15 protein-coding genes are annotated in these 13,130 nt (G+C 69.4%); 12 read left to right on the top strand and 3 right to left on the bottom strand.

The annotated features are described in order from the left end of the window. Positions 1 to 32: 32 nt before the first annotated feature. Entirely contained in the window at positions 33 to 686 is a 654-nt protein-coding gene (locus ACIBL3_RS08630) for an FMN-dependent NADH-azoreductase (RefSeq protein ID WP_396352641.1), read from the bottom strand. A 123-nt stretch (positions 687 to 809) separates the two neighbouring features. Between ACIBL3_RS08630 and ACIBL3_RS08635 the strand changes: the two genes are divergently transcribed. Beyond that, entirely contained in the window at positions 810 to 1,382 is a 573-nt protein-coding gene (locus tag ACIBL3_RS08635) for a MarR family winged helix-turn-helix transcriptional regulator (protein WP_396352642.1), read from the top strand. On the opposite strand, the gene ACIBL3_RS08640 is transcribed toward ACIBL3_RS08635, so the two are convergent. Both ACIBL3_RS08640 and ACIBL3_RS08645 read right to left on the bottom strand, forming a co-directional pair. After that, positions 1,379 to 2,035 (bottom strand): response regulator, encoded by a 657-nt coding sequence (locus ACIBL3_RS08640; protein WP_396352643.1) that lies wholly within the window; start codon positions 2,033 to 2,035, stop codon positions 1,379 to 1,381. The genes ACIBL3_RS08635 and ACIBL3_RS08640 overlap by 4 nt on opposite strands. Before the next feature lies 1 nt (position 2,036). Next, positions 2,037 to 3,386 carry a sensor histidine kinase gene (locus tag ACIBL3_RS08645; RefSeq protein ID WP_396352644.1) on the bottom strand — a complete coding sequence of 450 codons (1,350 nt, stop codon included), beginning with the start codon at positions 3,384 to 3,386 and terminating at the stop codon, positions 2,037 to 2,039. Between the two features lie 358 nt (positions 3,387 to 3,744). On the opposite strand from ACIBL3_RS08645, the gene ACIBL3_RS08650 reads away from it, so the two are divergent. The 11 genes from ACIBL3_RS08650 to ACIBL3_RS08700 are packed head-to-tail and all read left to right on the top strand — an operon-like array spanning position 3,745 to position 13,094. Then, positions 3,745 to 4,764: an ABC transporter substrate-binding protein gene (locus tag ACIBL3_RS08650; RefSeq protein ID WP_396352645.1), complete on the top strand. Its 1,020-nt coding sequence runs from the start codon at positions 3,745 to 3,747 to the stop codon at positions 4,762 to 4,764. Between the two features lie 12 nt (positions 4,765 to 4,776). Continuing rightward, positions 4,777 to 5,571 (top strand): ABC transporter ATP-binding protein, encoded by a 795-nt coding sequence (locus tag ACIBL3_RS08655; RefSeq protein ID WP_396352646.1) that lies wholly within the window; start codon positions 4,777 to 4,779, stop codon positions 5,569 to 5,571. Continuing rightward, positions 5,568 to 6,347 (top strand): ABC transporter permease, encoded by a 780-nt coding sequence (locus tag ACIBL3_RS08660; protein ID WP_396352647.1) that lies wholly within the window; start codon positions 5,568 to 5,570, stop codon positions 6,345 to 6,347. Before ACIBL3_RS08655 ends, ACIBL3_RS08660 begins: the two co-directional genes overlap by 4 nt. Then, positions 6,344 to 7,432, top strand: coding sequence for an Ldh family oxidoreductase (locus ACIBL3_RS08665; RefSeq protein ID WP_396352648.1), 1,089 nt, complete (start codon positions 6,344 to 6,346; stop codon positions 7,430 to 7,432). Before ACIBL3_RS08660 ends, ACIBL3_RS08665 begins: the two co-directional genes overlap by 4 nt. Continuing rightward, positions 7,432 to 7,827: a RidA family protein gene (locus tag ACIBL3_RS08670; protein WP_396352649.1), complete on the top strand. Its 396-nt coding sequence runs from the start codon at positions 7,432 to 7,434 to the stop codon at positions 7,825 to 7,827. Before ACIBL3_RS08665 ends, ACIBL3_RS08670 begins: the two co-directional genes overlap by 1 nt. A gap of 39 nt (positions 7,828 to 7,866) precedes the next feature. Beyond that, a complete protein-coding gene (locus ACIBL3_RS08675) occupies positions 7,867 to 8,781 on the top strand; it encodes a fumarylacetoacetate hydrolase family protein (protein ID WP_396352650.1) in 915 nt (304 codons plus the stop codon). Continuing rightward, positions 8,778 to 9,506 carry a GntR family transcriptional regulator gene (locus tag ACIBL3_RS08680; protein ID WP_396352651.1) on the top strand — a complete coding sequence of 243 codons (729 nt, stop codon included), beginning with the start codon at positions 8,778 to 8,780 and terminating at the stop codon, positions 9,504 to 9,506. The genes ACIBL3_RS08675 and ACIBL3_RS08680 overlap by 4 nt, the downstream gene beginning before the upstream one ends. Then, the gene (locus tag ACIBL3_RS08685; protein WP_396352652.1) at positions 9,503 to 10,228 is read left to right on the top strand and encodes an SDR family NAD(P)-dependent oxidoreductase; all 726 of its coding nucleotides are present in this window, start codon (positions 9,503 to 9,505) and stop codon (positions 10,226 to 10,228) included. Before ACIBL3_RS08680 ends, ACIBL3_RS08685 begins: the two co-directional genes overlap by 4 nt. A gap of 4 nt (positions 10,229 to 10,232) precedes the next feature. Then, positions 10,233 to 11,807 carry an FAD-dependent monooxygenase gene (locus ACIBL3_RS08690; protein WP_396352653.1) on the top strand — a complete coding sequence of 525 codons (1,575 nt, stop codon included), beginning with the start codon at positions 10,233 to 10,235 and terminating at the stop codon, positions 11,805 to 11,807. Continuing rightward, a complete protein-coding gene (locus ACIBL3_RS08695; protein ID WP_396352654.1) occupies positions 11,804 to 12,193 on the top strand; it encodes a cupin domain-containing protein in 390 nt (129 codons plus the stop codon). Before ACIBL3_RS08690 ends, ACIBL3_RS08695 begins: the two co-directional genes overlap by 4 nt. A gap of 1 nt (position 12,194) precedes the next feature. Continuing rightward, positions 12,195 to 13,094, top strand: coding sequence for an amidohydrolase family protein (locus ACIBL3_RS08700; RefSeq protein ID WP_396352655.1), 900 nt, complete (start codon positions 12,195 to 12,197; stop codon positions 13,092 to 13,094). Positions 13,095 to 13,130: the final 36 nt, after the last annotated feature.

Here is a 13,130-nt window from a genome sequence, read left to right on the forward strand (position 1 = left end):
GCATCACCGCGGCGCGCTGCCTGGAGCAGCCGTCAGGCGGCGTTGGCGGTGAGTTCGCGGGCCACCACGGTGCCGTGCTGCTCAGCGGTGACGTGCGCCTCGGACTCGGACACCTTCGAGGCGTCGATGAGTTCTTCCATGCCGGGGGTGACCGGGGCGAGGGTGAGCTCGGCGGCGGCGATCCGGACGTTCATGCCGAACACGTCGCCGAAGATGCGCTCCAGGTACGGCGTGGCGTGGTCCCAGCCGTGCTTCGGGGTGCCGGGGCTGTAGCCGCCGCCGCGGGCGAGCGTGAGGATCGCCGGTCGGCCGGCGATCGGGCTCGGGCCGTAGACCAGTTCGGGGTCGATCAGCAGCAGGTCGATCCAGGTCTTCACGTGCTGGGCGATGCCGTAGTTGTACAGCGGCACGGCGAGCAGGACCGCGTCGGCGGCCTTGATCTCGGCGGCGAGCTCCTCGGCCAGCGCCTTGGCCTCGGCGAGCTCCGGACCGGGATCGCCGCCGAGCTTCGCAGTCACCAGCGCCGGCCAGGCGGTCACCGGGAGCTGGTGCTGACCGAGGTCGCGCCGTACCACCACACCGTCCGGGTGCTCCGCCTTCCAGGCGGCCTCCGCGCTGTCCGCCAGGGCGCGGCTGACCGATCCGTCGAGCCGGAGGCTGGCGTCGACACGTAGCAGGGTGGACATCAGGTTGTCTCCATCGTCGTGAGGGGGCTACTCGAAATGAGCTGATCCGAAGATAGTCTGTGGAGCAGAACATATTCAAGTTAGATCGTATTCCGGGTGGCGTACACCACGTACGATGGGGACATGACCAGTACTTCGCCCGACGTCAAAGGCCGGATCGCCCGTGAGGTGGCGCGCCGGGGCGCCGGCGGGGTGGAGCCACGGGTCGCTAGCGGCGCCCCGGTCGAGTCGGACCTGGGCTGGGCGCTGGGCGTGGTGTTCCGGCGGTACGCGAAGGCGGCTGCCGAGTCGCTCGACGACGTGCCCGGTGGACCGCGCGGCTATCAGGTGCTGGCGACGACGGTTGCCGAGGGCCCGAGGCGGCAGCTCGATCTGGCTGCCCAACTCGGCGTGGACCGGACCGTCATGACCTACCTACTGGATGACCTGGAGAAGGCCGGCTTGGTGCAGCGGCAGGCTGACCCAGCCGACCGGCGGGCGCGGCTGATCGTGCCGACCGACGAGGGCAAGGAGACGCTCTGCGATCTGGAGCGCCGGCTGTCCACCGCTGAGGACGAGATCCTCGGCAGCCTGGACCAAGCCGAGCGCGCCAGCTTCCGGATGCTGCTCCAGCGGGTGGCGATGAAGGCCAACGCGGTCGACCCCCTGCACAACGCCTGCGTGCTGGCCGAAACCGACGACCCCGCCAGCACTTAATGGAGTGGCACGAAGCCTGACTCGTAGGCGCGGATCACGGCCTGGGTGCGGTCCCGGGCGTTCAGCTTCGCGAGCACGTTCGCGACGTGGGTCTTGACCGTCTGCAGGCCCAGGATCAGCTCGTCCGCGATCTCCGCGTTCGACAGTCCCTTGGCCATCAGGCGCAGCACCTCTTGCTCCCGCTCGGTCAGCTGGTACTCGTCCAGGCCGTTCTGCTTCGACTGCTCTGCGCCCACGTGTGCGAGGGCGAGCGCGCGGATCGCCTCCGGGAAGAGCAGTGACTCGCTGCCCGCGACGGTCCGGATCGCGGCGATGATGTCGTCCGGCGGCGTCCGCTTCAGCAGGAACCCGGAGGCGCCGGCGCGCAGCGCGTCGTACACGTAGTCGTCGTTCTCGAACGTCGTGACGACGAGCACCCGCGGCGCCGGATCGAGGTTCTCCAGCAGCAGCCGGGTCGCCTGGATGCCGTCGACGGCAGGCATCCGGACATCCATCAGCACGACGTCCGCGCCGGTCCGGCGGACGATCGGCAGCACCTCGGCGCCGTCGCCGGCCTCCCCGACCACCTCCAGGTCGGGCTCGGCGTTGATGATGGCGCGCAGCCCGCTGCGGATCAACGGCTCGTCGTCGACCACGACCACCGACAGGTTCATCTCAGCCCTTCGTCGTCACTGCGACCGGAAGTGTGACCGCGAGCCGCCAGACGTCGCCGTCCAGGCCGGCGTCGACGGTGCCCCGCAGTACGGCGACTCTTTCACGGATCCCGGCCAGTCCACGGCCACCACCCGCGTGGTCCGAGCCGCCGCTGACCGGGTTGGTCAGCTCGAGCCGCAGCCCGAAGGCGTCCAGGCGGATCGTCAGGTGCACGGTGAGCTCACCGGCCGGGCGACCGGCGTGCCGGATGGCGTTGGTCAGGCCCTCCTGGACGATCCGGTACGCCTCCCGGCTGACCGCCGCCGGAAGGCTGCCGAGGTCGCCGTCCTGCTGGACCTCGACCGTGATCCCGCCCGCCCGGGTGGCCTCGACCAGCCGGGGGAGATCGCCCAGGGTCGCCTGTGGCGCGGTCTGTGATCCCGGCCGCCGGTCGTCCCGGAGCAGGCCGAGCACGTGGTCCAGCTCGGCCAGCGCGTTGCGGGCCGAGGTCTCCATCGCCGCCAGCGCGGTCTCGGCGAACTCCGGGTCGGTCGCCAGCACCCGGCGCGCCGCGGCCGCCTGGATGGTGACCAGGCTCAGCGCATGCCCGACGCTGTCGTGCAGCTCCCGGGCGAGACGGTTGCGCTCGGCAAGTGTCGCCGTACGGCGCTCCAGCAGCTCGATGCGCTCCGCCGAGGTCGGACCGAGCACGCGCGGAGCGAGGTAGGCGAGCAGCGCGCCGACAGCGGCGGACAGGAGGAACAGCCCGACGATCCCGCCCAGTGCGGCGGCGGGCATCCAGAGGTCGCGCCAGCCACCGCTGATCTCGTAGCTGATGTCCGGCATCAGCTCGTGCCGGCCGGGGGAGCGGAAAGGGGCCGCGAGCAACACCGCGCCGAGGCCGAAGACGATCGTGCTCAGCGTGCCGACGATGCCGCCGGTGATCAGGTGCAGGCAGAACCAGGTCGTGGTCCGGCGGCGCTGTGCCCAGGTCCGGGCCGGGCCGAGTGGGCGCTCCTCGAACCGGACGCCGAGCAGCGACTCGACCGCGATGCCCTCGACCTCGCGGACCGCGGGCAGGATGCCGAGCGCGATCGGCGGGCCGACGACCAGGATGCCGATGAGGATGCCGCTGGCAACAACCGGCAGGTGCAGATCCTGGGCGAGCGCCCCGAGCGCGCTGTCGACCAGGATGAACGCCAGCACCAGCGCCGCCCCGAGCAGCAGGTAGACCCAGCGCAGGTACGTCGACGCCCGGCCGAGGCAGCCGACGCCGCGGACCAGCGCGGACGCCGTACGCGCGAGTCTGCCCGCCGGACGCGCCGCTGCACGCCCGGAGGCCGCCGACTCAGGCACCAGTCCGTCCACCACCCTCATATGGTCCCAAACCGCGGCGCACGCCACCTCCCTCCCCGGAGGGAACAGTTGTTCGAAGAAATACGTGGGGTGCGTCACTCGCCACGGAGGGTTTACGAAAATTTGACGGGGGAAGGACGGGTTCGGAGCCGATCGGCGTCGCGATCCGCTGTCCGGGCAGGTACGGTCTGTGGTCGGGGCGGGATGCCCGTCCGGTGCGGACAGGTATGGGGAACGGCTCCAGGACGGGTGGCAAGCGGGCTCTGCGGGGACCCGGCGCAGCGGACGTAAAGTCGCTGTGAAGTCCCCGGGGGCCGATTGACCACCCTTCCATATTTGATGTTTGATCAAATATCGGAGGAGAGAGGTCGATATGAGGTTGAGGCGTTCCGCCGTCGCGGTGATGGCGGTCCTGGGGCTCGCCCTGGTCAGTGCGTGCAACAACAGCGGGGACGAGGGCCAGAGTCAGGACTCGGGCCTGCAGAAGGTCAGCTATCTGACCTCGTTCAACACCTTCGGTCGTGAGGCTTACGCCTACGTCGCCCTGGAGAAGGGCTACTTCAAGGACGCCGGCTTCGACGTCACCATCAACCCGGGCTCCGGCACCGTCGACGTGATGAAGCTGGTCGCGGGCGGCCAGGCCGACTACGGCATCGGCGACTTCACCGCCACGGTCATCACGCTGGGCAAGCAAAAGCTGCCGATCACCACGGTCGGGATGATCCACCAGCGCTCGCTGGCCGCGATCGCCGTGCTCGAGGGCGGCCCGATCAGCAAGCCGCAGGACCTGGTCGGCAAGCGGATCGGCGACCAGCCGGGCTCGACCAACCAGGTGATGTTCCCGGTCTACGCCAAGGCCGTCGGGATCCCGGCCGACTCGGTCACCTTTGTCCCGTCGCCGCCGCCGGCGCTGCCGCAGCTGCTCGCCTCGAAGAAGGTGGACGGCATCGGCCAGTTCGTGGTCGGTGTCCCGCTGGTGGAGAAGGCAGCCAAGCAGACGGTCAAGACCCTCCCGTACGGCGAGAAGCTGCCGGACCTGTACGGCAACGCGATCATCACCCGCTCCGACCTGGCCAAGGACCACCCGGACCAAGTGAAGAAGTTCACCGAGGCGCTGCTCAAGGGCCTGCAGGACACCATCGACGACCCGGCCGCGGCGGCCACGATCCTGAAGAAGTACGTGCCGCAGACCGACCTCGCGGTGGCCACCAAGGAACTCGAGCTGATGAAGCCGTACGTGAAGCCGGACAACTTCAAGGGCCCGCTGGGTGCGGTCGACCCGACCCGGGTGCAGACGATCATCTCCGTGCTCGACAACGCCAAGGCCATTCAGCCGGCCGGCTCGATCAAGCCCGCCGACGTCGTCACCGTCGACCTCGCGCCGAAAGGCTGAGGCCGGCCCACGATGATTCGGCTGGACGGTGTGGGACAGGTCTTCGACGGACGCGAGGGCCGGGTCGTAGCCCTCGAAGAAATCGACCTGCACGTCCGGCCGAACGAGTTCGTCACGCTGATCGGCCGGTCCGGGTGTGGCAAGTCCACCCTGCTCCGGCTGATCGCGGGACTGCTGCCGCCGACGTCCGGCACGGTCACGGTGGCGGGGGAGCCCGTCACCGGACCGCGCCGGGACGTCTCGTTCATGTTCCAGCGCCCGGCGCTGCTGCCGTGGCGGTCGGTGCTGTCCAACGTGATGCTGCCGGTCGAGATCGACGGCGGTGACGGCGACCGGGGCAAGGCGGCGTACCGGGACCGGGCCCACCAGTTGTTGGAGCTGGTCGGTCTACGCGGGTTCGAGCGGCGGCTGCCGCACGAGCTGTCCGGCGGCATGCAGCAGCGGGTGTCGCTGTGCCGGTCGCTGATCCGCGACCCGCAGGTGATGCTGATGGACGAGCCGTTCTCCGCGCTCGACGCGCTCACCCGGACCGAGCTGTCCGAGGAACTGCAGCGGATCAAGATGGAGCTGTCCACCACGATCGTGTTCGTCACGCACTCGATCGAGGAGGCCGTCGTACTGGCCGACCGGGTGGTCGTGCTGACGCCGCGTCCGGGCCGGTTGCGTGAGGTCGTCGACATCGACATCCCGCGGCCGCGCAGCCTGGGCCAGAACTCGCACCTGACCGAGGTTGCGCAGATCAGCGGTCTCCTGCATGGTCTGCTGGCAGAGAAGGAGACTCGCGCGGTCGACGAGGTGCGGCCGTGAAGAAGCGCTCCTGGCTCACCACGTCACCGACCGCCGCCGTCCTGCTTCCGATCGTCGGCCTGATCGGCGCGATCGCGCTGTGGTGGGTGGCCACTGTCGTCTTCTCCATCGAGTCATACCTGCTGCCCAGCCCGGACGACGTGATCCGAACGTTCCTCGACCAGCCGGCGTACCTGCTGCAGCAGACCGGCATCTCGTTCCTGGAGACGATCGAGGGCTTCCTGCTGGCGATCGTGATCGGCGTCCCGATCGCGCTGCTGATCGTCCGTTCGGTGATCCTGGAGCGCCTGGTCTACCCGCTGCTGCTGATGGTGAACGCGATCCCGAAGATCGCGATCGCCCCGCTGCTGGTGGTCTGGATGGGCTTCGGGCAGTGGCCCAAGGTGGTCATGGTGCTGCTGATGTGCTTCTTCCCGATCGTGATCTCGACTGCGCAGGGAATGAAGTCGACACCGGTCGAGCTGGTCGAGCTGCTCCGGTCGCTGAACGCGAGCCGGGCCCAGGAGTTCTTCAAGCTGCGGCTGCGCTACGCGATGCCGCAGATCTTCACCGGCCTGAAGGTCGCGATCTCGCTGGCCGTGATCGGCTCGGTGATCGCCGAGTTCGTCGGCGCCACCCAGGGCCTGGGGTACGTGATCCAGCAGTCCGGTGCGAGTGCCGACACCGCGCTGGCGTTCGCCGCGATCACGCTGCTCAGCATCATGAGCATCATCTTGTTCTACGGGCTGGTCCTGCTGGAGTACCTGTTCCTGCCCTGGGCGCAGGAGAACCGATGACAGCTCAGGCTTCCGACGCCGACCGCCGGGTGCTGGTACGACCCGCCTGGCTCGAGGCGACCGTGTCGGCCGTCTTCAGCGCGCTCGGCTTCGACCCGTCGGACTCCGCCAAGATCGCGGCCGCCCTGGTCGAGGCCGACCTGCGCGGCGTCAGCTCGCACGGCATCATGCTCGTCCCGATGTACGTCGAGCGCCTGAACGCCGGCGGTGTCACCCGGGAACGCGAGCTGGACATTCTGTACGACGCCGGCGCCGCGCTGGTCGTGGACGCGCGCGGCGGGATGGGTCAGCTGTCGAGCCCGCAGGCGATGGGGCACGCGATCGAGCGGGCCGGCCGGTACGGGATCGGGCTGGTGTCGGTCCGCAACGCGCACCACTTCGGCGCGGCCAGCCGCTGGGCCATGCAGGCCGGCGAAGCGGGCTGCGTCGGCGTCGCGATGTCCAACACGACTCCGTTGATGCCTGCCCCCGGCGGGGCCGAGCGGATCGTCGGCAACAACCCGCTGGCGGTCGCGGTGCCGACCTCGGCGGGCGTGGAGATCGTGCTCGACATGGCTCTGTCGGCTGTTGCCCTCGGCAAGATCCGGCTCGCGGCGTCGGCCGGGCGGCCGATCCCGGACACCTGGGCGACCGACTCGGCCGGGACCCCGACCACGGACGCCGAAGAGGCTGTCCTCGGCATGCTGCTGCCGGCCGCCGGCCACAAGGGCTTCGGGCTGGCGCTGATGATCGACGTACTGACCGGTGTGCTGAGCGGCGGCGGGTGGGGCGACCGGGTGCGGCCGCTGTACCGGGAGCCGGGTCGGCCGAACGACTGCGCGCACCTGTTCCTGGCGATCGACCCCGAGCTGCTGGGTGGCGTGGACAGCTTCCGGCGCCGCTCGTCCGGCCTCGCCGCGCGGGTGCGGGACAGCGCGACGGCACCCGGGGTGAGCCGGCTGTACCTGCCGGGGGAGATCGAGGCGGAACGGGCCTCGCATCAACGGCGGCACGGCGTACTGATCGAAAGGTCCGGGCTGGACGGCCTGCTGGCGGCCGCGCATGCGGTCGGAGCCGTCGTCCCGGCGGGAGGGGTGCACGACTGATGCCGAAGACACAGGTCTCGACGACCGACCTGCACAGCCCGAACGGCGTGTTCTCGCAGGCGACCACGGTCGAGGCGACCGGGCGGCTGGTGTTCGTCTCCGGGATGACCGCGCGCCGGCCGGACGGCAGCATCGCCGGCGTCGGCGACGTCCGGGAGCAGACCCGGCAGGTGCTGGAGAACGTGCAGGCGGCGGTGCGGGCGGCCGGTGGCACGCTCGCGGACGTCTGCCGGGTGGATGTGTACGTGCGCAACATGGAGGACTTCGCGAAGATCCACGAGATCCGGGCGCAGTACTTCACCGAACCGCTGCCGGCCTCGACGATGGTCGAGGTCAGCAAGCTCGCGCACCCTGACTATCTGATCGAGATCAGCGCAATTGCGGTCGTTTCATGAGCTGGGGGGCAAGTATGCGTGGCGTCGAGTGGACTTGAGATGCGGTACGTGATGGTGGAGCACGCCGGGCGGGAACGGCCGGGCGTGCTCGACGGGGACTCGGTGTCGTTGCTCTCGGCAAACGACCTGACCGAGGTGATCTCGGGTCCGGCTTCGGTGGTCGGCGAGATTCCTTACAGTGAAAGCATTCTCCGGCCGCCGTTGCGGCGGTTCCGGCGGGACATCCTGTGCACCGGGTGGAACTACTGGGATCACTTCGAGGAGAGCCGCGGCAAGCGCGAGGGCCAGGACGTCGACCGCCCCGAGCACCCGACCTTCTTCACCAAGGGCCCGGACACGGTCATCGGCCCGTACGACGACATCGCCTGGGACCCGGCCATCTCGACCAAGTGGGACTACGAGGCCGAGCTGGCGCTCGTGATCGGCAGGACGGGCCGCAACATCCCGGCCGCGGACGCGCTCGAGTACGTCTGGGGCTACACGCTGGCCAACGACGTGTCGCAGCGGGATCTGCAGCGAGCGCACGGCGGGCAGTGGCTGAAGGGCAAGAGCATCGACAACACCATGCCGCTCGGCCCGTGGATCGTGACGGCCGACGAGCTCGGTGATCCGCAGGACGTGCAGCTGCAGTGCTTGGTCAACGGTGAGGTGCGGCAGGATGCGTCGACGAAGCAGATGGCTTTCGACGTCGCCACACTCATCAGCGAGCTGTCTTTCGGTATGACGCTGCGCCCGGGCGACCTCCTGCTCACCGGGACGCCTGCAGGCATTGGGAACGCCCGCGAGCCACAGGTCTTCCTGCAGGCGGGCGACCTGGTCGTCACCCGCGCCGACAAGATCGGTGAGCTCCGCAACAAGGTGACTCGGGGCGTGAACGAGCGGAGCGAGTTCACCATGCAGCACAGCGCGCTTTCCCGTTCATCCGTGCCCGCAGCGAAGCGAGGACGTGGATGAGCGGTCCGTTGGAGCTGTTGCCAGGTGGCGGTCGCGGCGGGCGCCGGACGCTCGCCGAGCACGCCGCGGCCGAGTTGCACCAGCTCATCCTCTCCGGCGAGCTTCCGAGCGGTACGCCGTTGCGGCTGGTCGAGCTCGCGAGTCGTCTGGAGATGAGCCAGATGCCGGTCCGGGAGGGACTCCGCCGGCTGGAGGCGCTCGGACTGGTCGAGATCATCCCGCACCGGGGCGCCTGGGTCCGGGACCTGTCGCTGGACGATCTGCGGGACACGCATGAGACCCGGCTGGCGTTGGAGAGTCTCGCCGTACGTGCTGCTGCGGAGCACTTCGCCGACGAGGACTTCCAGAAGGCGACAGCCGCACTGGCCGAGCACCTGCGGCTGTCTCGCGCAGAGGACTCGGTGGGGGCGCGGCAGGCGCATGCGGACTTCCACTTCGCCATCTACCGGGCCGGTGGGTCGCAGTGGCTTGCCCGGGCGATCGAGCCGGTCTGGCAGAACAGCGAGCGGTACCGGTTCGGCAGCCGGCCCACCACAGCGCTGATCGAGCGGAGCCGGGTGGAGCACCAGGCGATCCTGGACGCGTGCGTGGCGCGCAACCCGGACGCGGCCGAGCAGGCGTTGCGCAGCCACCTGGCTGGCGCGTTCCAGCGAATCACCGAGACCATGACGAGGCGGGCAGAGGGGGATCAGCACAGCCCGTCGAAACCGGAGGAGACGTCATGAGGGTGAGCTTCGACGCGACCGGTGAGGTCGTGGTCATCACAGGTGGTGCGCAGGGCATCGGAGCGGCGCTGGCTCAGGCGGTGACAGCGTGCGGCGGCACTGCGGTTGTCTTCGACGTGGTGAAGCCTGGTCCGGGGGTCGAGTACGTCGAGGTGGACGTTGCGGATCGCTCGTCGGTGGAGTCCGCCGTCGCGGTGGTGATGGCGCGCTACGGGCGGATCGACGGGCTGGTCGCGGGCGCTGCGGTGCAGCCGCGGTCGGCAGTGGTCGACATGGACCCGGCCGAGTGGACCAGGACGCTGCAGGTGAACCTCGACGGAGTGGTGTGGGCGTGCCAGGCCGTCGTACCGCACATGGTGGCGCGGCGGTCCGGATCGGTGGTCGTGTTCACGTCGGGCATGGCCGTCACGGGGTGGGCGGGTGCGGCGGCGTACGCGTCGAGCAAGGCCGCACTGATCGCGTTCGCGAAGTCCCTGGCCGCCGAGGTGGCCGCGGACCGGGTGCGGGTGAACGTGGCCGCGCCGGGGGTGATCGACACCGAGCAGTTCCGAGGAGCGAACGCCGGTGTGGAGCGGGAGCACTGGCAGGACACCATAGGTATCGGCGACCCCGAGGACGTGGTCGGTCCGCTGCTGTTCCTGCTGTCCGACGCGGCCGCGATGACCGGGTCGGTGCTGACCCGCGAACGCGCCTTTGCCAAGCTCGCAACCTTCACGGAGTGAATGAGTGACTGCTGATCAGTTGCCCGTCGCGATCGTCGGTGCAGGCCCGATCGGCCTGACGACGGCGCTCGGCCTGGCGCACTACGGCGTACCGTTCGTGCTGCTCGAGGAGGACGCGGTCCTGTCCTCGGACACCAAGGCCGGTACGACGCTCAGCCGCACCCTGGAGATCTGGAACCGGTACGGCGCGGTCGACGGCATCCTGGCCGCGGCGCTGCGGATCGACGAGATCGGTGACATCGACCGGGCCAGCAACACGCCCCGGGCGTCGGTGCGGCTGGCCGAGCTGGTCAACGACACCCAGTTCCCGTTCGTGATCAACCTGCCGCAGCAGAAGATGGAGCCGATCCTCGCCGCCGCGCTGTCGCAGCCGGTCCGCACCCAGCATCGGCTGACGTCCTTCGAGGTGCGTGACGACCGTGTCGTGCTGCAGGTGGAGACACCGGAGGGACCGCAGACGCTGGAGGCGTCGCACCTGCTCGCGTGCGACGGTGGCCGGAGCAAGATCCGCGACGCGCTCGGCGTGACGGTGGTGGGGGAGACCCTGCCCGAGCGGTACATGCTGATCGACGTCGTGGTCGACCTGGACGTCGACAACGCGCGTGACTACCCCTACCTGGCGTACTTCGCGGACCGGTCCGAGTGGATGGTGCTGATCCGGCAGCCGGACAACTGGCGGTTCCTGTTCCCGCTCGGCCCGGGTGCGGAGCCGCCTGGGGACGAGGATCTGCTGGTCAAGGTGAAGCAGTTCATCGGTGAGGTGGACCGGATCGAGCTGCTCGGCTCGGTCGTCTACAACGTGCACCACCGGGTTGCGGACCAGTGGTCCGTGGACCGGAAGGTGTTCCTGATGGGCGATGCGGCCCACCTGATCACGCCGATGTGGGCGCTGGGGTTGAACACCGGTGCGCTGGACGCGTCCAACCTGCCGTGGCGGCTGGCCTGGGTACTGCGGGGCTGGGCGGACGAGACCCTGCTGGACGGATACGAGCAAGAGCAGCGTCCGGTGGCGATCAACGGCTCCGGTGAGATGGCCGAGGCGGCTCGCAAGTACATGTCCCACCAACACGGAGCGGTGACGGCGTCTGGCAGTGACTGGGCGACGGCGTACACGCGGACCCTGCTGTCGGTGCGGCTGGACGTGACCGGCGAGGGGGACTGGTCGATGGTGGCGACCGCTCCCGAACCACCCGCCGTACGGGCTGGTGACCGGGCGCCGGACCTTCAGCTGCAAGGCCCGTCTGGTCGGGTGACGATCCACGAGTTGTGCCGGCACTCGTTCGTGGCGCTCTACTTCACCGACGTACGGCGGCGACCGGACATCCCACTGAACGACTCGCCGGCGTTGAAGCACTACGCCGTCTCCCGGTGGGACGCGCCGCACGACTCCGGTCTGCGCGACCGGGCGCTGTTCGACCCGGGCAGCATTGCCACCGACAGGTACGGCGTGGACCCGGACACCGTCGTCCTGGTCCGACCGGACGGACACATCGCCGCAGTGGCCCCGCTACGAGCCGGTGTGGCCGACGAGCTCTACTCCGCCATCACCGGCCGCCCTGTACCGCGGGAGGCGTCATGACCTTCGACGAGCCGCTGCGCGAGTTGTTGCTGCAGACGGAGGACCTGGAGTGGGTGGACAAGTCGCTGGGCGGACTGTCCCACAAGATGCTGTGGCGTGACCCGGAGACCGAGGCGTCGATCGCGCTGGTGCGGTTCGAGAAGGGGTCCGGGATCCCGTCGGAACACAAGCATGCGTCGAACCAGTTCATGTTCTGCCTGTCCGGGCGGTACGTGTACCTGCCGACCGGGACGACGCTGACCAAGGGCAGCTTCTACTGGAACCCCAAGGGCAACGTGCACGGACCGACGCTGGCCGAGGAGACGTCCGTCCTGCTGGAGGTGTACGACGGGCCGCACTACCCGGAGCGTCCGTCGTTCTACGACAACGACGAGGACGCCCGCTGACATGGCCGGTTGGGATGTCCACACCCACCTGATCCCGCCCACTGTGCTGACCGCTGCGCACAAGGGCGAGTTCGGGCTGTCCGTCGACAACGGCTCGCTGCTCGTCGACGGACAGCGGCTGCCGCTCGGACGGCTGGCCGACCCGGCCGCACTCCTGCGGTGGATCGACGAGCAGGAGCTGGACGGTGCTGTGGTGTCCGTGCCGCCCGCACTCTTCCGGTACGACGCCGGCGTCGAGTGGGCCGAGTTGGTGAACCAGGGCCTGCGTGAACTCGCCACACCTCAGCTGCGGGTGCTGGGCCAGCTGCCACTGCTCGATGCGGCCGCACCGGCGGTTGCTGCTGCCCTGGCTCGCGAGGGCGTCTTCAGCGGCTTTGCTCTCGGTACTCCGGGCTACGAGGGTCTGGATCCGGTGTGGGAGGTGCTGCACGCGCTGGAAGCCTTCACGCTGATCCACCCGGGGCACAGTGACGACAAGCGGCTCGAGTCGTTCTACTTGACGAATCTGCTGGGGAATCCGTACGAGACCGGCCTGGCCGCGGCCAGTCTGGTCTTCGCGGATGTGCCGGGGCGGTTTCCAGGGATCCGGTTCTGCCTGTGCCATGGGGGTGGTGTGACGGCGGCGCTGGCCGGCCGCTGGCAGCGGGGGATCGACACGGCCCGGCCGGGGATCGAGCCACCGTCGCTACCGGTGGCGGACGCGTTGCGCCGGTTCTACGTGGACGACTTGGTGCACGACGACGCCGTACTGGCGTTGCTCGGCTCGACGTTCGGGCCGGAGCGGGTGCTGGCCGGCAGCGACTGGCCGTTCCCGATGGGCAGCGACTCGGTGTCCGCGCCGCGGGCGCTGGCGGCCGGTCAGCTGACCGTGCCGCTGGCGAAGGAGGTCGTCGCGCCGTGAGACGGGGTTTCCGTCAGGACATTGTTGTGATCAGAT

It is taken from the genome of Kribbella sp. NPDC050124, assembly GCF_044460355.1.
Taxonomy (GTDB): Bacteria; Actinomycetota; Actinomycetes; order Propionibacteriales; family Kribbellaceae; genus Kribbella.